The sequence below is a fragment of the Chryseolinea sp. H1M3-3 genome (assembly GCF_029360725.1).
Classification (GTDB): domain Bacteria; phylum Bacteroidota; class Bacteroidia; order Cytophagales; family Cyclobacteriaceae; genus Chryseolinea.
This window is the reverse complement of record NZ_JARKMY010000001.1, coordinates 343,720-366,682: the sequence shown is the minus strand read 5'-3', so window position 1 is coordinate 366,682 and position 22,963 is coordinate 343,720. Positions and strand designations below refer to the sequence as shown.

Annotated in this window: 14 protein-coding genes; 11 read left to right on the top strand and 3 right to left on the bottom strand. The window is 43.0% G+C overall.

Translation table 11 applies throughout. The annotated features are described in order from the left end of the window. Positions 1-11: 11 nt before the first annotated feature. The 3 genes from P2W71_RS01440 to P2W71_RS01430 all read left to right on the top strand — a co-directional run bounded on the left by P2W71_RS01440 (position 12) and on the right by P2W71_RS01430 (position 3,224). The gene (locus tag P2W71_RS01440; protein WP_276366067.1) at positions 12-1,373 is read left to right on the top strand and encodes an AGE family epimerase/isomerase; all 1,362 of its coding nucleotides are present in this window, start codon (positions 12-14) and stop codon (positions 1,371-1,373) included. Between the two features lie 238 nt (positions 1,374-1,611). Continuing rightward, complete coding sequence (locus P2W71_RS01435) at positions 1,612-2,031, top strand: hypothetical protein (RefSeq protein ID WP_276366064.1); 420 nt, start codon at positions 1,612-1,614, stop codon at positions 2,029-2,031. Between the two features lie 92 nt (positions 2,032-2,123). After that, positions 2,124-3,224 (top strand): hypothetical protein, encoded by a 1,101-nt coding sequence (locus P2W71_RS01430; RefSeq protein WP_276366062.1) that lies wholly within the window; start codon positions 2,124-2,126, stop codon positions 3,222-3,224. A gap of 17 nt (positions 3,225-3,241) precedes the next feature. Here the strand turns inward: P2W71_RS01430 and P2W71_RS01425 are convergent, their stop codons facing one another. Then, the gene (locus P2W71_RS01425) at positions 3,242-6,481 is read right to left on the bottom strand and encodes a UvrD-helicase domain-containing protein (protein WP_346659950.1); all 3,240 of its coding nucleotides are present in this window, start codon (positions 6,479-6,481) and stop codon (positions 3,242-3,244) included. A 118-nt stretch (positions 6,482-6,599) separates the two neighbouring features. Here P2W71_RS01425 and P2W71_RS01420 point away from each other — a divergent pair, with 118 nt between their 5' ends. The 7 genes from P2W71_RS01420 (at position 6,600) to P2W71_RS01390 (ending at position 18,479) form a co-directional block, all read left to right on the top strand. Continuing rightward, positions 6,600-8,879: a patatin-like phospholipase family protein gene (locus P2W71_RS01420; RefSeq protein ID WP_276366059.1), complete on the top strand. Its 2,280-nt coding sequence runs from the start codon at positions 6,600-6,602 to the stop codon at positions 8,877-8,879. An 85-nt stretch (positions 8,880-8,964) separates the two neighbouring features. After that, positions 8,965-10,887 carry an IGHMBP2 family helicase gene (locus tag P2W71_RS01415; RefSeq protein ID WP_276366056.1) on the top strand — a complete coding sequence of 641 codons (1,923 nt, stop codon included), beginning with the start codon at positions 8,965-8,967 and terminating at the stop codon, positions 10,885-10,887. Positions 10,888-11,228: 341 nt separating this feature from the next. After that, positions 11,229-14,366 (top strand): TonB-dependent receptor, encoded by a 3,138-nt coding sequence (locus tag P2W71_RS01410; protein ID WP_276366053.1) that lies wholly within the window; start codon positions 11,229-11,231, stop codon positions 14,364-14,366. 24 nt (positions 14,367-14,390) lie between these two features. Further along, complete coding sequence (locus P2W71_RS01405; protein WP_276366050.1) at positions 14,391-15,947, top strand: RagB/SusD family nutrient uptake outer membrane protein; 1,557 nt, start codon at positions 14,391-14,393, stop codon at positions 15,945-15,947. A gap of 154 nt (positions 15,948-16,101) precedes the next feature. Next, entirely contained in the window at positions 16,102-16,521 is a 420-nt protein-coding gene (locus tag P2W71_RS01400; RefSeq protein ID WP_276366047.1) for a DUF4259 domain-containing protein, read from the top strand. Between the two features lie 87 nt (positions 16,522-16,608). Beyond that, positions 16,609-17,772 carry a PQQ-dependent sugar dehydrogenase gene (locus P2W71_RS01395; protein WP_276366045.1) on the top strand — a complete coding sequence of 388 codons (1,164 nt, stop codon included), beginning with the start codon at positions 16,609-16,611 and terminating at the stop codon, positions 17,770-17,772. A 20-nt stretch (positions 17,773-17,792) separates the two neighbouring features. Further along, positions 17,793-18,479 carry a uracil-DNA glycosylase family protein gene (locus P2W71_RS01390; RefSeq protein WP_276366041.1) on the top strand — a complete coding sequence of 229 codons (687 nt, stop codon included), beginning with the start codon at positions 17,793-17,795 and terminating at the stop codon, positions 18,477-18,479. A 32-nt stretch (positions 18,480-18,511) separates the two neighbouring features. Here the strand turns inward: P2W71_RS01390 and hrpB are convergent, their stop codons facing one another. Then, positions 18,512-21,022 carry an ATP-dependent helicase HrpB gene (hrpB, locus tag P2W71_RS01385; RefSeq protein WP_276366038.1) on the bottom strand — a complete coding sequence of 837 codons (2,511 nt, stop codon included), beginning with the start codon at positions 21,020-21,022 and terminating at the stop codon, positions 18,512-18,514. A 70-nt stretch (positions 21,023-21,092) separates the two neighbouring features. Further along, positions 21,093-21,836, bottom strand: a complete 744-nt coding sequence (locus P2W71_RS01380; RefSeq protein ID WP_276366036.1) for a head GIN domain-containing protein — start codon at positions 21,834-21,836, stop codon at positions 21,093-21,095. A gap of 376 nt (positions 21,837-22,212) precedes the next feature. Between P2W71_RS01380 and P2W71_RS01375 the strand changes: the two genes are divergently transcribed. Next, positions 22,213-22,932 carry a hypothetical protein gene (locus P2W71_RS01375; RefSeq protein WP_276366033.1) on the top strand — a complete coding sequence of 240 codons (720 nt, stop codon included), beginning with the start codon at positions 22,213-22,215 and terminating at the stop codon, positions 22,930-22,932. The last annotated feature ends 31 nt before the right edge of the window (positions 22,933-22,963 follow it).

The following is a 22,963-nucleotide window of genomic DNA, read 5'->3' as shown; positions in this document are numbered from 1 at the left end:
AACCTCGCCTTATGTTAAAGTATAAAATCGAAAAAGCGTTCCGTTTCCTTCCAGTAATTTTTGTATTGTCGTGCGCCAGTGAAAAATCTAATGACAGAGCAGAACTTGCTACTGCTATAGAAAAATCAATCACCACTGAATTGTTGAACAAATGGTATCCGGCGTCAATGGATAAAGAATATGGCGGCTTTCTAAGCACATGGACTTTCGATTTTAAGCCTACAGGTGAGCAAGACAAGATGATCGTTTCGCAATCGCGTCATGTCTGGACGAGCGCCAAAGCTTCCGAGGTATACCAAGATCAGCCTCATTTTAAAGAATGTGCCAGCCATGGTTTTAAATTTTTGAAGGACGTTATGTGGGATAAAACCAATGGAGGATTTCATCAGCTGGTGGATCGTCAGGGAAATGTAAAGAGTGGCGCGACCGAAGAGAAAACTGCTTATGGAAATTCCTTCGGCATTTACGCCTTGGCGGCTTACTATCATGCGACAGGCGATACAAGCGCACTAGAATTAGCAAAGGATGCATTTATGTGGTTGGAAAAGCATAGCCATGATCCTGTCTATAAAGGATATTTTCAACACATGAAAATGGATGGTTCTGTTATAAAGCGAGATAACACTGTAGCGTCTACGCAGGAAACCGGGTACAAAGATCAGAACAGCTCCATCCACCTGCTTGAAGCATTTACTGAACTATACCAGGTGTGGCCTGATAGCCTTGTTGCCGAAAGGGTAAAAGAAATGCTGACATTAATTCGTGATACGATCGTCAATGACAAAGGCTCACTCGTATTGTTTTTTCAACCTGATTGGACACCTGTCTCTTTCCGTGACTCCAGCGAAGCGGTCATCATGAAGCATCACAATTTGGATCATGTCTCTTTCGGGCACGATGTTGAAACAGCCTACCTTATGTTGGAGGCTTCGCACGCAGTGGGAATAAAAGATCATACCCGTACTATTGAAATTGGTAAAAAAATGGTAGACCATGCGTTGGACAACGGATGGGATGATAAGGTTGGGGGATTTTATGACGAAGGTTATTATTTCAAAGATAAATCAGATATAACGATCATCCGAGATACGAAGAACTGGTGGGCGCAGGCAGAAGGTCTAAACACATTGCTGATTATGGCTGATCAATTCCCGAATGATGAGCACCAGTATTATGAAAAGTTTAAAAAGATGTGGCAATACATCAATACCAATTTGATCGACCACGAACATGGCGAATGGTATTCGGGCGGGTTGGACAAAGAGCCTCAACAAAAAACTGCATTGAAAGGACATATTTGGAAGGCTGCATATCATCAGTATCGCGCCATGGCAAATTGTGTGCAGCGATTGCGATCAGAGAAAACCCATTGACATTTAACGACGGCGACCGTCCTTGCACAAAACACTGCCGAGGAGTGACAAAAAAAATACGCCGATGGGATGTGAAAGAGCAAAGTCATGGGTCCATCGTGGTCTGAGAATAAAGCCTTCCTTCACAAACAACTTTTAAAATAGACTGTTGAGGATAAAGGATATCAGACCTGTCATGGACACGGGTCATCAGGATACAACCTCTACGCTTAACGGGTAGCAAGAAACTCATAGTAACATGACAAATGCTTCTAAGACAATCATTCAGGATCCGCCGGTAATAGTTAAACCTGCAGTCGGAGATGAGGTGTTGGCGTCGATAGAACCTTCAACGCTTGAAGATTCTTATGTATACGTTCATTGTTCGTTTGATAACACAAACCGAGATGCGCTGATCCGGATCTGGAAAACAACTTTTCTGGTGGATCATGCCTCAGGTGCGAAATCCCCGTTGGTGCATGCGGAAAATATTTCGATTGCTCCTCTTTGGACAGTTTTACCAGATAACAGTATTCACAACTTTATTCTCATTTTTACAGCGCTGCCGAAGTCCTGTACTTCATTCGACTTAGTTGAACAAATCCCACAACCGGGAGGATTCTTTATTAAAAATATTCCACGAAATGCGACAGATGTGTATCATGTTCAAATAGTTTAAAGGTCGAAACCTTTACCAACCTTGACAGTTCTTTCATCTTCAATTGTTCTTGTACATGCAAGAACATACAAACTGTAAAACTGAAACGCTCCATGAAATACATTTTCTTTCTATTGCTACTCCTTATGATCGGCTGTAGTTCGGGCCCCGGCAGATTAAATAAGTTGACGAAGCATGGGATTTTTTTCCAAAAAGAAAATACGTCAATTAACATCACTGGAACGCCGGGTGTAAAGTTAATGGTGCAGTATACAGGATCTGGCGGTTTGTATTTTTTAAAAGACGGATTAGGTATCCTTGTTGATCCTTTTTTCTCACACCAACGAGTCATGAAAATCGGAACGTCGGTATTAGGTGGAGGAGTGAGAGGAAAACGAAAATTAGCCTCGGACCCGGCGATGATAAACTTAGGTTTGAAGTCCATGGAAAGTGCTGGTCAAAAACAGCCATTAGAAATCAGTGCTATTTTTAGTGCGCATAGCCACTACGATCATTTAATGGATGTGCCGGCGATATTTAATAAACTAAATAAGACGCCCATTGTGTATGTAAATCAGTCTGGTTTCAATACGTGTTACAATGTGATTGATACCGCTCAAATGGTAATCCTTGAAAACCATATGACCACCCGTGAGGTGCGACGTCCGCCCATAGAAATACTGACACAAGAAAGTAAAGTTCATATCTACCCGATTCTTTCAGAACACAATCCTCATTTTAAGAGTATTAAATTTTTTAGTGGAAGAAATACAAAACCGATCCTCGACTTCAACGATGTTTATGGAAAGACGTACGCCAATGATTGGCTGGAAGGCAATACTTTTTCATTTTTGATTGACTATCTGGATGCCAATGGAAAAGTTGAGTTTAGAATTTTTGTTCAATCTTCTTCCTGCAGTCCGCCAGCGGGAATTCCGCCGCAAGCTTTGCTACAGGACAAAGAAGTCGACCTCGCTTTTCTCGGTGTTGTGTCCTACCATTTTTCACCCGATTATCCATGTACATTACTTAATGCGATTAAGCCTAAACAAGTTGTATGGGTTCATTGGGAAGATTTTTTCAGAAAGTATACCAAAGACCCGAAAACTGTTAGGGGTACCGATGTCGCAAAGTTTTTTGAGTTGCCTTGTGTGCAACCGTACCGATCGAAAGGATTTTTACCTTTGCCTGGCGTGAAATTTGAAATTCAGTAGTTAGATAGGACGAAGAACTAAAACTCAAAGCTTATCTGATTCTCATCCCTTCTCTTCGAAACTTTTAACCTTTCTGCGGTAACGGTAACGACTTGTTTGTCCCTGATGTATAACAGATACCCCTCTACATCGATAAAATTCATTTTTCTCAGAATATCCATATAGGTTAACACCTGACGCTGGTCGGACTTTAAAGGTTCTCCCGTTTTAAAATCTACGATGATCGCCTTTTTATCCTTTATAAGAAGACGGTCGATTCTGTTTTCTGCGCCGTCAGGCAAAAGAATAGGTATTTCCGTCCGAACATCCCAATCGTTGGAGAACCAGGATGCTACTTGAGGAATGGTGAGTAGTTCCCTGAGTTGTTCATAAAGGGGTATTTTTTCCTCTTGGATGATCAGGCCCTCCAGGATAATTTGATCCAATGCAGCTTCTATCTCATGGGCATATTTAATTCGTGAGAGAATGGTATGTAAATGAATGCCGAAATTGATCTTGTCATGCTTTTCATCCTCCTGTGGCGTAAAATACGACTTGGCAGTCTGGCGAATAACCAATTTTTCGCGCCAATGAAAACTTGGGTAGTTTTTTAAGTTTATGGCTTCCGAGGAAGGCGCTGTATGTGCTGGTACATCAGCGCTCAATATTCCATTTGAATATTCATTTGTGCCTTCATTCCAGTTCGTTGCCAGTTGGGATTGTGTGATGCCTTGATGTAGTACCTGCGCAACACTTTTCTTAAAACTCCGAACAGTGGGATGCGGTGAAAGAACGATTAGTCCTTTTTCTGCTCGCGTGAGCGCCACGTACAACAGGTTTAAGTTGTCGAGGTAAATGCGGGTACGTTCTTCAACGTAATACTTTTCAAAACAGGTGTCACTAAGTGTACTGGAATATTTTATTGGCACATAACCAACATCATGAAAGGGGGGTGTATTGGAGGTTACCCATAAGGTTGGTGCACGCATAGGGTCATGATCCAAATTCCATATACAAAAGGGTATGAGTACATACTTAAACTGCAATCCTTTTGACTTGTGAATGGTAAGAATCTGAGCAGCATCAACTTCACCAGAAACCTGGATTGATTGTTTATGCCTGTTCATCTCCCACCACTCGAGAAATGCACCGAGGTCATTACGCTCGCGGCTATAAAAATCGAGGACCAGGTTTTGAAATGCCTGTAAGTATGCAAGCTCCCCGATCTGCTCACCGAGTTTAAAAATTTCGATCAGCGTTTCAGTTAGCTCGAAAAGGGGCAGTTTTTTTAACGAAGATTTTTCTTTCGCGAAAGCGGGAGGAAGATTGTTTTCAAAAAAAATCTGATTTGCTACGGCAAACACTTCTGTGAAGGGTCGGTCAGGTTCATGTAGCCTGGCAAATTCGAAACCTAATTGTGCTCTTGCGATTACATCATCAGGATTTAATAAATATCGCATCGCACCTAACAACAAATTCACTGTGGAGGCCCCATCGATCCTAAGGGATTCGTTGGAGACCACCTCATATTTAAAACCCGCTTTCGCGCGGTCAGAATTTTTATACTGCAGAAGGTGTGCAACAATTTGCTGACCCTCCTCATTTTTTCTTACGAGTATGGCTATGTCTTTTAACGGAATGCCTAGTGATTGAAGTTCCTCTAAATAAGCCGGAACCTGGTCGAGTGCCTGATCTTTCCAGGTATAATCTTCTTCGTCTTCTAAAAACTTTACGCGGACAAAGCCTTCTTCCTCCCGAAAAACCTTTTGACTCACGTCGCGATAGGCTTCAGCTGAGATGGGATGTCCTGTTTCTAGCGCAATGAACGTCGCGGCATTTTCGAACAGCGCATTGTTAAAGTTTACGATAATGGTAGCGCTCCGGTAGTTGCTGTTCAATACTTGTATGTCCGTACGACTGGAGCCGATGTGTTCTTCTACTTCCTGTTGCAACAGTTTCAAATCACCCCCCCGCCACCGGTATATCGCTTGTTTCACGTCGCCCACTACAAGACTAGGATAACCTTGGTCCATGCTGTTGAGTAACAATGGCAAAAAGTTTTTCCACTGCATGGCCGAGGTGTCCTGAAACTCATCGATCAGGTAGTTATTATAGAACGATCCGACCTTTTCATAGATAAAAGGAGTGTCGCTATCCTGAATCACACCATTCAGAAATTTCGGTGCGTCAGCAAGGAGCATCAAATTATTTTCGTCTTTGTATTCTTTGAGCTTTCGAGAGATATCGGCTACCAGACCGAACACGTAAAGGTTTTGAAGGACTACTTCAGCACTTAATGCAGTGGTGTAGTGTTTTTCAAAAATTTCGACCAGCTGTCTCTTGATGGGAATTAGCCGCGTACGCGCGATCTCGATAATATTGTTTCGCCGGCTGCTGGTTTTGCTCGGCCAGTTTTCAGGTACGTCAAAAACATTTTTAATGCGGTCGCTGGGTGGCTTGAATTCTTTAATGTTTTTTTGGTAAGCAAACATTTCGAAAAATGTAACTAGTCCAGAATTTTGCCCGTAGGCAATGTCAGATGCAACCCATCCTTCCGCTTTAATAATTTCCAGCGCTTCCTTTGCAGGTTGCTCAATGCGACTTAGGAATTTAGTTTTCTCAGCCCATAGTTTTTCACGTAAAAGTTTGAAGAAATTTCTGTTGCTGGTCTGCTGAACCACTTGTTCTTCAATATCTTTAAACTCGTCTCTGAAAATTTCTTTTGCGAATTCAATCAAGCTCACACGAACATCCCAGGCACGTTCATTTTCCAAATTCTCTTTTGCAAAATCCACCACCCATTCGGTGAGCTCTTTATTACTTCCTAGTTCGTCAATAAGGTTATCAACTACATCTTCTAACACATTGTCCTGCTCTACTTCTAATCTATAATCGCCCATAAGTCCCGCTTCACGCGTAAAGGACCGGATGACTTTTTGAAAGAATGCATCAATGGTGCTGATAGAAAATTGCGCGTACTGGTGAAGAATGTATGACTGTACAGCTTGAGAATTTTCGCGAAAGGTAGCGTCATCGACCTTTAATTCTTTTTTTAATTCTTCTGCAAGCTCGTCCGGAATACCCTTGGAAAATTTATCCAGGTATTGGAGAATCCGGTCCTTCATTTCCTGCGTAGCCTTGTTGGTAAATGTTACTGCGAGGATGTGCTTAAAGTAATCGGATCGAAAGCGCAACGCAAGCGTTAGATACGCCTTAGCTAAGGTGCGGGTTTTGCCAGAACCAGCCGAGGAGCGGTATATTTGAAACGGTTTAGTCAGAAATGTGAGATTTAATAGAAACGATGTTTGATTTTATAAAATTGTGACAAATAAAATACATCGCGAAATGAGTCCCCTGAAATCACTCATAATTTTCATAACTTGAAGGGATTCAGGTATGCGAAAGTTCTATTATTTATATCCAAAGATCGTCTACTCGTTTCCTGTTCAGCTTTTATTGAACAACTTCCAGCGTAACCTTGTCTTAATGCTCTGCTGGTTTGTGTTATTTGCTTTGATCAGCGGCAGTTTCGGTCAATATCTGGGTATTCCTTACCTGTTCCTCGATCCCGAATATCTGCATAAAGTTAATTTCACGAGCTTCTTTATCATTGGTATGGTAACGGGTGGATTCACTACGGCCTTTCATATAACCTGTTATATTACAGATGGCCATCGATTTTCGTTCATTGGCTCCATGCGCAAACCGTTTACCAAATTTGTTATTAACAACAGCGTGGTTCCGGTAGCTTTTTTGATCACTTACATCTTTCAGATAATTAAATTCCAGATTAATAATGAGTACGTCACACGAACTGACCTTATCTCGCAGGTAGGAGGTTTGATGGCCGGATATTTGGTGATGACCAGTTTGCTTTCCGCATACTTCTGGTTTACCAACAATGACATTTTTAAATATGTGGTTTGCCGTATTGATGAGAAATTGAAAACGAACGTACGGGCCACACGAAAAAGCGTGATGAAAAAACTTGATATTGTCCGGAAGAAACAAGTGCGGGTTGACAACTATCTCGATTATGATTTTAAATTCAAAAATGTAAAAGACACCACGTTCTATAATAAGGCCAGTATTCTTCAGGTATTTGATCAGAATCATTTTAACCTGGTAATTATTGAGCTGTTCATTTTTGGATTGGTGCTGATACTTGGAATTCTTAAAGATCATCCTGCGTTTCAGCTGCCAGCTGCTTCTACTTTTATTATTTTCCTTACGATTTTTGTAATGCTGTCGGGTGCATTCTCCTATTGGTTTGGAAACTGGGCGTCTACAACTGCCGTGATCTTATTTTTAGTGTTCAACCATCTGGTCGGAGAAAATTATTTGTCGAGAAGGTATGAAGCCTTTGGCTTAAATTATCTGGTACCCCCGGTTGAGTATACGATCAAAACCATTACGACGCTTAATGATACGATTCACCAGTCACGCGACCGCAGGGCTACACTTCCCATGCTGGAAAACTGGCGAAAGAAATTTCCCACTGATGTTAAACCAAAAATGATTTTTTTATGCGCCAGTGGTGGGGGAAAGCGTGCAGCACTTTGGGCGCTTACGGCACTTCAAACAGCCGATAGCCTCACCGATGGACAGTTGATGAAAAACAGTATTCTCATCACAGGGGCTTCAGGTGGATTGATTGGTGCCAGTTATTTCCGCGAGCTTAAACTTCGTGATCACTATGGCGAGAAAACGCGTCCGCATTCAAGCATTCATCGCGATCTGATTGCTACGGACAATCTTAATCCAATCATTTTTAGTTTGATGGCCAATGACCTCTTCGTTGGCTTTACAAAATTTGAGTACAATGGAAACTATTATTATAAAGACCGGGGATACACATTTGAAGAGCAGCTGAATCTTATTACAAACCGGATGATGGACAAACCGATTACGGCGTATGATTCGGCGGAGTTAAAAAGCGTCATTCCGATGATGATACTTTCGCCCACCATTGTAAACGATGGGCGGAAACTTTACATCGCGGCAAGGCCCGTCTCTTTTATGAATTACGATGTGATGAGTTCTTCTGATTACAACTTATCGAAACTAAGCGGCGTGGATTTCATTTCTTTGTTTGAAGATCAGAATGGGGAAGACCTTCGTTTTCTTTCAGCGTTGCGGATGACGGCTACTTTTCCTTACATCACTCCCAATACATCGCTGCCTAGTGAACCGTCCATCCAGATCATGGATGCCGGTATTTCCGACAATTTCGGACTGTCAGACGCGATACGGTTTGCCTATGCGTACAAAGATTGGATTGACGAAAATACTTCTGGTATCATATTTCTTTCCATCCGTGATTCTCCTAAACTAGGAAACATCGCGCCACGTGTTAAACAAAACATCGTCGATGCCTTAACACAGCCCATCAGCAATGTTTACAACAATTTTGAAAACTTTCAGGATATAAACAGCGATATGCAAATCAATCATGCAAAGTCGTGGTTGAAATCGGACATCGACCGCATCGATCTGCAATATGAACTCGAAAGTTATGTACCCATCCTCCAAAAGATGGACAGCCTCCGAATCAATAATCCGAGAGCGTCATTAAGTTGGCGCCTCACTACGAGGGAAAAATTCGGAATCATCACGTCGATTAATTCTCGTGGCAATCAACGAGAGATTGAAAGGTTGCGAAAACTGCTGGAATAAACTGGCACACAAGGTCGACCGCACGTCCAACGCAAGCCTGCGGCCTAATCTCTTGTAAATTGAAATTTGCCTAACTTGCCCGACTATGTCTTCACGGGAGCAATTGCAAAAAACATTCGAGTTGATCAAGCTCGAACGGCAAGCAGATTTGGAATATTATCGGCAGAAGGTGCTGTTGCGTTCTTTACAGCAACGTACAAAAGAAGGTACAACCTGGTATCCTGTTAAATTAAAGCGCGATTATATCGGGACTGGCGAACGTCTCATCGTAGAAGTGGAACGGACCAGCCAACTGGAACAGCCTCATGCCTTTCAAAGTGGAAAATCGGTCACTTTTTTTTCTAACGCCTCAGCGAAACCAGAAAAAGATCATGTTAACGGCGTGATCAACTATGTCCGTGACAATACAATGGTCATTACTTTAAATGCAGATGAATTACCGGATTGGATCGATGATAAATTGTTAGGTGTTGATGTTATGTTTGATGAAATGAGCTACCGTGAAATGGAGTTTGCGTTAAAGGAAGTGATGAAGGCAGAGAACAACCGGGTAGCTGACTTAAGGGAAATTTTATTGGGCAATGGGAAGGCTACCCTTGACGTTGGTGGATACATACACCTTAGCGATTCGCAATTAAATGAAAGTCAGGTCGCAGCGCTGGAAAAAATTATTACGTCCGAGGATGTTGGATTTATTCACGGTCCGCCGGGAACGGGAAAGACAACCACGCTGGTGCACGCAATTGCATACGTGATAAAACAAGAAAAGCAAGCGCTTGTCTGTGCGCCCAGTAATGCAGCCGTTGATTTGTTAGCCGACAAATTAAGTGAGCACGGGTTGAGCGTATTGCGAATAGGGCATCCCGCCCGAGTCACAGAACAATCTCTTAGTAAAACACTGGATGCCCGAATTGCCGACCATCCGAGTTATGGAGAACTGCGAAGCCTGCGAAAAAAAATGGAGCAGGTAAAAAGCTTAGCGTTTAAGTTTAAAAGGAATTTTGGATATCAGGAAAGACAACAGCGAAAACTTTTGATACAGGAGTCAAAGGCATTAAAAGCCGACGCCGATATGCTTGAGTTTTTTATCGTGAATGATTTGTTGCAGACTACCCAAGCAATTTGTTGTACGTTAGTAGGGGCGTCACATCCGGTAATGCGCGGCAAAAAGTTCCAGACTGTTTTTATCGATGAAGCTGCGCAGGCCTTAGAGCCAGCGTGTTGGATTCCATTGTTAAGAACGCACCGGGCTATTTTTGCAGGCGACCATCAACAATTGCCGCCCACGATCAAATCTAACGCGGCGGCTAGGGATGGGTTAGCGATTACGCTTTTTGAAAAGGGAATACAACGGCAGCCTGGCCTGTCGGCAATGTTGAAAGTGCAGTATAGGATGCATGAAGCGATCATGAAATTTTCTTCAACTTATTTTTACAAGGATCAATTAATTGCACATGAGTCGGTCAGGTGGGAGCTTTTGGATGCAAATGAATTACCGGTAGAATTTATTGACACGGCCGGGTGCGGATACAATGAAAAGCAGGATCCTGAAACCCTGAGTCGTTATAATGAAGAGGAAGCACGGTTGCTGGTAAGCCAGGTAGAAAAATTGGTCGGGCGTATTGGTCCAGGTCAATGGTTGGAAAGAAATATCTCACTTGGAATAATAACGCCTTACCGTTCTCAGGTGGATATTTTAAACAAGCTTGCCGAGGCATCAGGTATACTTGAGTCGTTGCATAAGCTTATCACGATTAACACGGTTGATGCCTTTCAAGGCCAGGAGAGAGATGTCATTGCCATTAGCTTTGTGCGGAGCAATGATAAAAGTGAAGTCGGTTTTTTGGGAGACATCCGTCGCACAAATGTGGCCATGACGCGAGCCCGTAAAAAACTCCTGATGATCGGCGATAGCGCCACGCTTGGCGGGCATCCTTTTTACAACGACTTATTAGAGTATGTACAGGGTGGTGGATACTATAAGAGTGCCTTTGAATTTATTTTGTAGATCTAAATTCATTTCAGTGCTCACAGGTTAACCGCTGGTTGACTTAGATTAGAAGCCCCATGCGGATCACATGATTGTCCCGACAACCACTTATTTGGAGCATGTCTTTTTCTTCCAAGATCTGAATGCCATTTAAACTGCCTCTCCAGATTTAAATTTCGTAGGCTGTAACAATCAAATTTTACAATTGTTTCCTCGACTTTTTACCAAGATGAGGATTTATCGCAGAGTGTGTGTGTTTGCGTTAACAAATTCACGAAAACGGTTTCGTAGAAATAATATAGAGGTATAATGATTTTGCATAGCTTCCCGCAAAATCTATTAACCCTATATCAATTTTTATGAAAAAACTCTACAAGAGATTGAGTTTGTCATTAGCACTGTTGCTAATGTTAACGTCCGTCGTACTGGCACAAGAAAATGTTGTGACAGGTACTGTACTTGATGAAACCGGAGCCGGGATGCCCGGCGTGAACGTGTTGGTAAAAGGAACAACACAAGGCACTGTAACGAATGCTGAAGGAAAATATAGCATTAGTGCGCAGTCAGACGCCACACTGGTTTTTACTTTTGTTGGTTACAAAACTTCAGAAGTATCTGTTGGCGGCCGTACTACAATTGACTTGAGTATGGAACAAGACGCTACTTCACTGGATGAGGTGGTTGTTATCGGTTACGGTACACAAAAACGCTCTGACCTTACTGGAGCCGTTGGATCTGTGAGTGCAGATAAACTTCAGGAACGTCCCGCTACTTCGCTTAATCAGGCTCTGTCGGGCAAAATCGCTGGTGTGCAAGTGAATACAAACTCTGGCCGTCCGGGAGGAAAGTCAAATGTTCGTATCCGTGGATTTAGTTCGATCAATTCTTCCAACAATCCCCTATACGTTGTGGATGGAGTTCAATTGCCTCAGGGTAACCAGGATCAATTCAGTACGGCCATCGATTATCTTAATCCTAACGATATCGAATCCGTAGAAGTTTTGAAAGATGCATCATCAACAGCAATCTACGGAGCTAGGGGTGCTAATGGTGTCATCCTAATCACAACCAAACGTGGAAAATCGGGTGAAGGGAAAGTAACCTATAATGTAGATTTCAGTGTTCCCACCATCGGGCCCAACAAAAGAGAAGTATTGAATGCTGATGAATACATGGCCGTAGAAGATCTAGCGTGGAGAAATATGGAAAAATTCGATCCGGTGGGATGGAACGCAGGTAAATATGTCAATTTGAATCCTGTGTTAAGAAGAACTGATCCAAGAATATTCGATGCTAATGGAAACAATTTGTACGATACGGATTGGTTAGAAGAAACCACCCAGCACAAACTTTCCCAGAACCACCAGTTAGGCTTTACCGGAGGTAACGATCGCACAACTTATACCCTTTCGCTGGGATACAGAGACGATCAGGGCTTCCTCAAGCAATCTTACCTGAACCGTTACTCCGGGCGTTTTACCATTGATGATCAGGTGAAAAGTTGGTTGAAGGTTGGTGGAACTCTTAGCTATAACATTCAGTCTGAAAATCTAGTTGATATAACTGATCAGGTGGGTAGACAGATCGTTGAAGACTTTCCATTTCTTCCAGTAAAATATGCTGATGGCAAATATGCCAACAATAGAGATTATCCGAATGCGGAAGGAACTATGAGTTCGATGCACAGGTTACATGGCCGTAAGTATATCCTTAATACACAAACAACTTTAGGAAGCGTATATACCAACATAAATTTTACAAAAAATCTGGAAATGCGAACCGTGTTAGGTGTAAATGTTGTGACGCAGGAAAATAATGAATCCATTAACGCAACCTTAAATACAGATGGGCGGGGACAAGCGCAGACCAGCAACGAAAGGCAAACTTTTTGGTCATTTGAAAATTATCTTACCTATTCCAAGACCTTCAATGAAATTCACTCCCTCACCGCGATGCTAGGTGTTTCATGGCAGGAGCAAAATCGTTTCTATATTAATGCCGATGTAAGGAATTTTCCAAGCGATTTCTTCGGGTACAATAACTTAGGCGCAGGAAATGACAATAAGTTGTTAAGCTCGAATGCCTATAGGTATTCCCTCAATTCATACTTCGGTCGTGTGAATTATAGCCTAATGGGAAAATATCTTTTGACAATTACTGGTCGCGCAGACGGTTCTTCCAAGTTTGGTGAGAATAACAAGTTTTCGTTCTTCCCATCTGCAGCGTTGGCATGGAGAGTATCGGATGAAGGTTTCTTAAGTGACAACAGCGTTATCTCAAATTTGAAGGTGCGCACCAGCTACGGTTTAACCGGTAATTCTGAAATTCCCGCTTATATTTCTTTAGGAACATTAAGTTCGGGCAACGACGATCGGGCTATTTGGAACAATGCAGCTAAAGGTGGCACTGGCGTAGGTAGATTGGCAAATCCTGATTTAAAGTGGGAAAAGACAGCACAAAGTGATCTCGGCGTCGAATTAGGATTGTTTAATAATAGGATCACCCTTGAGGCCGATGTCTACTATAGAAAAACAACGGACATGCTATTGGATGCTCCTGTTCCTCAAACTAGCGGTTATGCAACCATGAGAAGAAACATAGGCTCCATGGAGAATAAAGGGCTGGAGCTTTCCTTGAGCACAGTAAATGTCGAATCCGAAAAATTCACATGGCGAACCACGTTCAATGTTTCAGTGAACAGAAATAAAGTCCTTTCACTTGCAACACCGTCCGACCTTTTCAATGTTGGCGGTCCAGGCATCACTAATCCGACGAACATCATCAGAATAGGTCAACCTGCAGATTCTTTTTGGGGACTTGTACGCCTTGGAACATGGAGCACAGACGAAGCAGACGAAGCTGCCCAATTTACTAGCTATAGGAATAATCTTACAATGTTACCAGGTGATATAAAATATCTTGATGTTAATGGTGACAAGGCGATTACCGATGCTGACAGGATGATCATTGGTCGTGGTAGTCCTGATGCGTGGGGAGCATTTACGAATTATGTTAGATACGGAGCATTCGATCTTACGCTTGAACTTCAATACTCCTACGGAAATGACATTATGGACATGAACCTGCACTCAAGCGAAGACCGTCAGGGATTAGCGAATAGCTATAAAACTGTTTTAAACGCGTGGACGCCTGAAAATCAAAATACCATGATTGCTCAAGTTCGTGGAACCAGCGCAGGATACGTTACAAACGTTGACTCTCATTGGGTACAGGATGGTTCTTTCATTAGAGGCCGAAATCTTTTATTGGGATTCACCTTCCCACAGAGCGTTCTCGACAGGCTGAAATTGGATAGATTGAGGCTTTATACATCGGCACAAAACTTCTTTTTGATTGTTAGCGATGAGGTAATAGGAGATCCTGAGATCACACCAATCCGTGGTGATAATTCTAACAATGCTTTCTCCCAAGGGATGAAATGGCATGAGTATCCTAAAGCAACAACCTTTATGTTGGGATTGCAGGTTGGTTTATAATTCAATTTTTAACGGAACGATATTATGATTAACAATAATATATTAAAATACGGAAGCAAAATACTTTTATGTTTTGCGCTACTGTTCGTGGCCTCAGCCTGTTCAGATTTTATGGACGAACAAGATCCTTCGAATCTTACGCCGGAAAGTTTTTATACAGAACCCAAACATGCTGATGATGCAGTTGCAGCTGTCTATGCAGCTGCTCGGTTTTTTGGTAATGGGGCAGGAATCTTTTCCTCTAACTGGCAAATGCTAGAAGCGCCAACCGGAACGACGACAACAGAAACGGCGCAGAATTCCGATCTGAATAATTTGTACTCACTTACTTATGACCCAAATACTGGTCATATTCAAAACTGGTGGAGGGGAATTTATAAGGTTGTTGCCAATGCCAACATGGTTCTGGAATATGTTCCTAAAATAACAATGGATGACGCTGCTAAAAACAAGGTCTTGGGCGAGGCTCGATTCTTTCGCGCATGGGCTTATTTTTATGCCGTTAGAATTTGGGGAGATGTTCCATTAATTCTTAAGCCACAAACTGCAGAATCTGAAGATTTTTTCCCTTCACGTACGCCAACGGAAACGGTATACGCGCAGATCGTTGAAGATCTCATGACAGCAGAAGCTGCAGGTCTTCCATGGACTGATGCAACAGGTCGCATTTCCCAATCAGCTGCTAAATCATTGCTTGCAAAGGTTTATCTGACGATGGCAGGACAGCCCCTAAACAAAGGAGCATCACATTATACTTTGGCAGCAGCAAAAGCTAAAGAAGTAATTGACAATGCAGGATCAATAAAGCTTTTTGATACCTATGGAGAAGTACACGATGAGACTCTTAGGAATAAAGGAGAACATATTTTCAGCCTTCAGTATACTGCCGATGTTGCAGAAAATCCGATGGGAAACATGTTTCCAAACTTCAAACCTGTGACATATCGTGGACCTTCAGGTACGGGTAGCACAATTCCAACAGTGGATTTTTATGAGTCTTTTGAACCTGGAGATCTTCGCACAGTCGATCAGCAAGGTTGGTTTTATACTACTTATTATACTAATGGTAACGGTGCTCCCTTTGCACTCGGCGCTCCGTATATTTTTAAACATTTTAATGTTGCGGCCAACGGCTCGCCGACTGTCCCCGCCACTAAAAAAGACAACCTGAATGTTCCGATGATTCGCTATGCTGAAGTTCTTTTGATTTACGCGGAGGCTCAAAATGAAGCTGAAGGCGGGCCGAACCAAGATGCGTATGATGCATTGGAGAGTATCCGAGACAGAGCGCAGCTTACAACGCCAGCACTAGGCACTTTTACCCAGGCAACTTTCAGAGAAGCCGTTTGGAGAGAGCGCTGGCATGAACTATGTTTCGAAGGGATTACCTGGTTCGATATGGTACGCCTTCGAAAAGTTTACAACCACGATACGGATGGATTCGACGAATTCGTGGGACACGTGAATACAAATTCAAACCAGGCGTTACAAGAGAAGCACCTTTTGTTTCCGCTTACCAGACAAGAAATGGTTAATAACCCGAATCTTCGACCTCAGAACCCAGGATATACTGGCGTCTAAGGCAAGCCTAATACAAACGCAAAATCTGAAAGAAGCGGGTCAATCATGGCCCGCTTCTTTTTTATGCGCCTTCCATTCAAGTAATATTCGCCATTGCCGGTTATTTTAAATAAATTTTTAACCAAATTTAAATAACCTAAAAATCTAATACTTTATGGGAGCATGGGGATATGGTCATTTTGAAGATGATTCGGCGCTTGACTTCATGGCCGACATCGAAGAATCCAGCCATCCGAAGAATGTCATAAAAAAAGCTTTTGAGCAGGCGATCGCCGCAGATTATATAGAATCGGATGAAGGTAATGCTGTCGTGGTGGCTGCTGCCTATGTGGATGGGCAAATCAACGGCACCAAATTTTCTGAAGAAGGCCAATCGGTACCACTATCGATAGACACGTTTGTGGATAGGCACCGCGATATTGATCTGTCGGATTTAAGAAAAAATGCCGTCCTGGCATTGAATAAAGTCTTGGGGGAAAATTCGGAGCTAAAGGAATTGTGGGCCGAAAATGATGAGGACTTTCCGCGATGGACACAAGGAATCCAATTGCTTATTAAAAGACTTGAAAAGTAATACACCGCCACAAGCGTGAGAAGCGATCTGGAAAAAAACAAGATTATAACAAGTAAAATTTGCCATCATCCGTTGACTATAAATAACATGACAATCAACAACCGATCGTTCAGATTCATACAATCCTCAGGTCTGCTCTTCATCTTTATCACGCTTATTTTCTCCTGTGCAGAAAAAAAAGCAGCCGTAAAACGAGAATCATTTACAATAGAAAGCGATGGTGTGAAACTGAAAGTCGAGGTGGTCACCGATAGCATCGTTGTTCCTTTCGGAATGGATTTTTTACCTGATGGCAGCCTATTGGTTACCGATCGCGTGGTAGGAAACATTGTAGTCGTCAACACAGAAAATGGACAGAAGGCGCTGGTGCAAGATGTACCGGCGGTACTGGGGCAAGGAGATTGCGGCATGCTTGATATTCTTGTTCATCCTGATTACGAAAAGAATGGCTGGATCTATTTTTCATATACCACTGGAGATACTAGCTCAAATACCATGGTGGTAGACCGCGCAAAACTAGACGGCTTAAAACTGGTTCAGCGCGAAAGGCTATTCACTGCGTTGCCGTTTTATAACAGGCCTCTTCATCATGGGTCGCGCCTCGTTTTAAAAGATGGCTATCTGTTCATTGGCATGGGCGAAAAAACAGATTTGAAAGATTCGGCTCAAACGTTAAGCAATCATTTGGGAAAAATACTTCGCATATTGGAAGATGGGAAGATTCCGACGGATAACCCATACGTTAACACACCAAATGCGAAACCTGAGGTTTGGAGTTACGGTCATCGGAACCCAAATGGTCTGACTTTAAATCCTTTTACAGGCGAACTGTGGGAGCATGAACATGGACCAAAAGGTGGCGATGAAATCAACATCATAAAGCCGACTTTGAATTATGGCTGGCCCGTTATTAGTTATGGCGTTAACTACGATGATACACCTGTCAACGAAGGCCTTTCGGAAAAAGAAGGCATGGAACAGCCCGTCTACTATTATAAACCGTCCATTGCGCCAAGTGGTATGCAATTTTATACTTCAGATGTAATACCCAGTTGGAAAGGAAATTTATTTATCGGGGCTATGGTATTGAAACATTTGAATAGATTGGTAATTGAAGGCAACAAAGTTGTGAGGGAAGAAAGGTTGCTCACCGATAAAAACTGGAGGGTGAGATCCGTCAAGCAAGGGCCTGATGGATATTTGTATTTGGGAGTGGATGGGGGTAAGATTCTTCGGATAATGCCGGAGTAAATATCTTGCCTAAGACAGAAATGACAACATTTAGCGATCGTATACTTTCGTTCTATAAGGGTCTTGAAATCAAATCCCGTTTACCCGAGGGAGTGGTTACAATGAATCCTTATACAGATGAAACTTCTTTTTCTTTTTGCACGCAGTTCTATCAAAAATTTTACAACGACCAAAATGAACGTACAATCATTCTTGGAATAAATCCCGGCCGTCATGGGGGGGGAGTAACAGGAATCCCTTTTACAGATCCTGTTAAATTGGAGCAGTATTGTAACATCCCTAATCCATTCAATAAGAAAACTGAACTCTCGGCTGATTTTATTTACCGCATGATCGAGGAATTTGGTGGACCCGAACTTTTCTATGCGAAATTTTATTTCAGTGCAATCAGTCCTCTCGGGTTTACAATGGGCGGTAAGAATCTCAACTACTACGACATCAAAGAACTTCAGATTGCATTAAAGGATTTTATCGTCGAATCGTTGAAGGAACAACTGGCGTTCGGTATTAATCAGTCTGTATGTTACTGTTTAGGTGAAGGAGAAAATTTTAAATATCTCAGGCGTTTAAATGATGAGCTTAAAATTTTCAAAACGGTTGTTCCGTTAGCACATCCGCGATTCATCATGCAATATCGAAGGAAAAAAGTGCCGGAGTATGTGAAGGATTATTTGGTTAAGCTTGGGAGTCCGCACCGGGATCATTGATTGTTGTGTGATTTCAATTTGTAACGCCAGCCTCAAACCTTTTTTCTTGCTCCTCTAACTGCTTCCGCCGTCCAAGGGTCTTCGGGCCACGAGTGTCTGGGGTAGCGCATGCGTAGTTCTTTCCTTACTTCATGATAAGTAGTTTGCCAGAAGCTTTTGAGATCTTGGGTTACTTGTACGGGTTTGTACCCTGGCGAAAGGAGGTGCAGCATCACTTTTGTCCGTCCACCATTAACGGTAGGCGTTTCCAATAACCCAAACATTTCTTGTAATCTTACTTCGAGCGTAGGCGTTTCACCTGTGATGGAATAATTTATTGTGATCATGGAACCACTGGGTACTTCTATTCTGTTCGGCGCCAGCTGGTCCAAACGATTCGTTAATTCCCAAGGCAGCAATGATGCTATGAGTTGGTCTACATTCAATCGTTGAAAATCAGAAGGCTTGTAAACAGCAAGCAGAAATGGTGCAAGCCAGTCATGCGCCGTGTGAAGTAAATTGTCGTCGCTTACATCTGGCCATGACTCTTCCGGCCTCCAAAGCCGCACGCTCATCACACGTGCTTGCCAGGCGCGATGTTCATCATTCCACGATAAAATTTTTAAGCCTTCCTGCTGAAATGCTTGGATCAGCACATCAATACGCGACCCGACCGGTATGGTTTGCAACGGCTTGCTGGACAAGATCACATTGCCGATGCGTTTCTCCCTCGTGGCAATGATGCCTTTCCCATGATCCCATAATATTATATCTTGGTCTTGAGCACGATGAATCAGATCGCTTTCCCTTAAGGGGGCTGCCATGAAAATTTTTCCTTCACCTGATCCGCTATCCAACTGTGCAATGGCTAACCAGGCATTTCTCATCAATGCATCATGATCGGGTAACTTGGCAACACGACCATGAACAAGTTTGTATCGTGTTCCATGTTTTTCGATCTGCCTGGCTATACGCTCCGGATAAGCTTCTGCCAGCAGTCGGCCGATGTCAGTATCAAATAATTGCGCATCATCCTGCGAAATTTTAAATATTTTTGTCCAGGATGAAACGAGACGCTCAATGCGTTCCAACGTATTTCGTTCAGCATTCACGCGTTCACCCCGCCGCCATTTTCGCAGCACCTCAACACGCAATGAAAGGTCGGCTCCAGCATCTTTACTGAGCGGGTCACGTTCTTCCAGTATGGATGCGATATCGATGGCGAGACCCAGCATAGCATTGTTTTTCTTTGGGCCGGTGTCTGTCGTATCAAAAGCTGAGGCTTCCAGCAACATGTGGGCTATCCGCGGATGGGTAGGAAGGCGAAGCATTTCTTTTCCGCGTGCAGTAATCTTGTTCCCTTGCAATGCACCCAATTCTTGTAGCAACGCGCGCGCCTGGTTTATGGCGCCGGAAGGTGGTGGTGTTATCCATGCGAGTTCTTTAGAATCTTCTATTCCCCAATTGGCTAACTCCAGTAACAACGGCGCTAAGTCTGCTTCCAGGATTTCCGGTTGCCGTGTGGGTTGCAACGTGTGGTGCGCTGCTTCTGCCCAAAGCCGATAACAGACTCCTGGTCCAAGACGTCCTGCCCGTCCGGCGCGCTGGTCTGCTGCATCCTTCGTGACACGAATTGTTTCCAGCCGGGTAAGTCCACTGCGGGGATCGAACCTGGGTACACGAGATAGCCCACTATCGACAACCGTAGTGATACCTTCAATCGTTAATGACGTTTCCGCGATTGATGTTGCCAGCACTACTTTGCGTGTACCGTCCCTGTTGGGCAGAATTGCTTCTTGTTGCTTTTGAAAAGGAAGGTCTCCATAAAGCGGGTGAACGCTTGCCGCGACGTTTTCATTTTCTAGTAATTCGGCGACGCGGTGAATATCTACTATACCTGGAAGAAATGTTAATATATCACCTTCTTGTTCCTGGAGGGCTTTGCGAATTATGCGCGCTGTCGAAATTGGAATGGGTATATTTTTTTCTACCGGGGTATAGCGTAAGGCTACCGGGAATTGTCTTCCCGCGGTTGTGATAATGGGCGCGTTATTGAGTTGAGCGGATATTTTATCACCATCGAGTGTAGCCGACATGATGAGAATTCGCAGATCGTTACGAAGCACCTGTTGTAATTGCAGACAAAGTGCTAAGGCCAAATCAGCCTGCAGACTACGTTCATGAAATTCGTCGAAGATGACAAGTCCGATGCCTTCAAGTGTATTGTCGGATTGCATCATCCGGGTGAGAATCCCCTCAGTAACAACTTCACAACGGGTTGATTTGCCGACGGCATTTTCAAACCTTACCCGATACCCAATAGTATTACCCACATCTTCTTTCAGCAATCTGGCCATGCGGATGGCAACCGACCTTGCTGCAAGCTTGCGAGGTTCCAGCATCACCATCTTTTGTCCTTGAAGCCACGATTCGTTCAACAGCAGCAATGGAAGGATTGTACTTTTACCAGCACCCGGAGGAGCCTGTAAAATGACAATCGGTTGCTGCTGCAGTTGTTGGGTGAGTTCGCCAATTACCTGTTCAACCGGATATGTTGTGGACATTCCGCAAAATAGGTAAGGCTATTGAAAAAAACGATTAACGAAGAAGAACAGTACTGGGGATCACTGAATGTTAATTCAGTTTTGTAATCTGCGCTTTGCCAAAAATCCAACCCCTATTCACGCTGGCATTTCCATAATAGGATACCTGCGGTTCTCCAAAGGCTGTTACTTTGAGATTGTCCTGAGAGTTAAGTCTTAATTTACTCTCCCCGAAGATGGTGGCTGTAGCGGAGAAACTTTTTACGTCCTGTGTATCAATTTTGTTCTCACCGAACAATCTGTACTTCTGATATTCTGCCTTGCCTGTCTTGATCTTCAAATCATTGTCTCCATAAAGGCTGGTTCTCAGATATTCGGTTTTCAGGGATGCCAGGTTAATATCGTTCTCACCATAAGCTTTTAGCGTAAACCTTTCAGCCTTCAACGGACCATTACACGTGAGTTCCTGGTTGCCACGTATTTCCAGATGTTCCAATTCCTTATAAGTGACATAGGCAGTGACCGCAGCATCGCTGTAGATCCCTATTTTCTGATTGTTGCCGTTTCGATAAGTTTTCTCTGTAACCTTGGCTTCATCGAGGTAAACCCTGAGGGTGTTACCCTGAACTTTAATATTGATTTTAGAGGGGTCAACATTCGAATAGGTCAACCTTATGTTTTCCTGGTCGCCTTGTTCTAGTATAAGATTAATCTTCGGAGACACGATTACCTTATTAAATGATTTTAAGTCTTTGGAGATTTCCTGGGCTGTGGCAAACTGCATTGACAAGAGTAGGAATGCGATTAGAGGGAGGGTCGTTTGTGTGAACTTCATACTTATTTTTTTGCGTTGATAAAGTTAGGACAACTTATCGGGCCTGAACCCCTATGACCTAATTAATTTTTATTTAATCATTCGTTAATACATACATGACTGTAAATGCTAACGAAAGGTTGCAGTCACTTATTGATTTCTTCTCAAAATATTTTTCGAGGTCGTGATAGCTCTTGTATGAAAACGTCTGCACAAGTTTAATCTTCTCCTGAAATGTCACTTATTAAGGAGAACTCCATCGCTCAATTCACTTAGATCCAACTTCAACACTTTGAACTCCAACCCTTCAACACGCTATTTACATGAAAGCAGGGATTTCTTCCCGCGGTCATCCGCCGTACTTTTGACATGAAATGTTACACGAAAATATGTTGCCATGAAAAGACTATCAATCCATTTACTTGTTCTGCTACTCAGCTTCCTGGGCTGGTCTTGTCAATCTTCAAAGATTCTCTCTGCTAGTTTTGAAGGTGATGCTATTAACAATCCACCGAACAAGAACCTTCCAGGTGATCCCGCGGGTGATGTCATTGAATACGTTAATGCACTGGAACCGCAGCTTAAAGTGCAGAATTCTCCCATCGCGGGCGCAAAGGCACTACACTTTACAAACGTTGCCATCACTAACCCACCCGGTCATCAAAGGTGGCTAAGTTTCAAAGGCGTTGGTACAGATCTTACCAAGACTATATGGTTTACCCATACCGGCCAGAATACCGGTGCCTCTCATGATCTTTTAATTGATGTATCGGATGGCCATGGGCATCTCATGGCCAGGATGAGAATCAAATCCAATGGCGAAGTTGGACTTGCTAAAAATATAACCGATGATTATACGGATGTCCTGGGTAACATTGGCTCAGAAGTTCACACCATTATTTTCACAACATCGGCATCAACCTTAAAATACAATGTGACGATTTTCAAAACCACGGGTCCTGCCATCACGGCCGAAAACAAGCCAATGATTACAGACAATGCATTAAGCTTTAATAATCCAGCTCATCCCATGCTAAGCTTTCAACACTCGGAGCAATCCGGATCAAGCCATACGTACGCGATCGGATCAGTGACGATTTCTAAGAAGAAGCCTTAAAATTGTTATGCAGAAATGTTAGCCGCTAACA

Bases quoted from the DNA above. Each gene is read 5' to 3' on its own strand.
- P2W71_RS01405 (WP_276366050.1), top strand. From the start codon at position 14,391: ATGATTAACAATAATATATTAAAATACGGAAGCAAAATACTTTTATGT.
- P2W71_RS01380 (WP_276366036.1), bottom strand. From the start codon at position 21,836: ATGAAGTTCACACAAACGACCCTCCCTCTAATCGCATTCCTACTCTTG.
- P2W71_RS01415 (WP_276366056.1), top strand. From the start codon at position 8,965: ATGTCTTCACGGGAGCAATTGCAAAAAACATTCGAGTTGATCAAGCTC.
- P2W71_RS01390 (WP_276366041.1), top strand. From the start codon at position 17,793: ATGACAACATTTAGCGATCGTATACTTTCGTTCTATAAGGGTCTTGAA.
- P2W71_RS01435 (WP_276366064.1), top strand. From the start codon at position 1,612: ATGACAAATGCTTCTAAGACAATCATTCAGGATCCGCCGGTAATAGTT.
- hrpB (WP_276366038.1), bottom strand. From the start codon at position 21,022: ATGTCCACAACATATCCGGTTGAACAGGTAATTGGCGAACTCACCCAA.
- P2W71_RS01440 (WP_276366067.1), top strand. From the start codon at position 12: ATGTTAAAGTATAAAATCGAAAAAGCGTTCCGTTTCCTTCCAGTAATT.
- P2W71_RS01400 (WP_276366047.1), top strand. From the start codon at position 16,102: ATGGGAGCATGGGGATATGGTCATTTTGAAGATGATTCGGCGCTTGAC.
- P2W71_RS01420 (WP_276366059.1), top strand. From the start codon at position 6,600: ATGCGAAAGTTCTATTATTTATATCCAAAGATCGTCTACTCGTTTCCT.
- P2W71_RS01430 (WP_276366062.1), top strand. From the start codon at position 2,124: ATGAAATACATTTTCTTTCTATTGCTACTCCTTATGATCGGCTGTAGT.
- P2W71_RS01395 (WP_276366045.1), top strand. From the start codon at position 16,609: ATGACAATCAACAACCGATCGTTCAGATTCATACAATCCTCAGGTCTG.
- P2W71_RS01410 (WP_276366053.1), top strand. From the start codon at position 11,229: ATGAAAAAACTCTACAAGAGATTGAGTTTGTCATTAGCACTGTTGCTA.
- P2W71_RS01375 (WP_276366033.1), top strand. From the start codon at position 22,213: ATGAAAAGACTATCAATCCATTTACTTGTTCTGCTACTCAGCTTCCTG.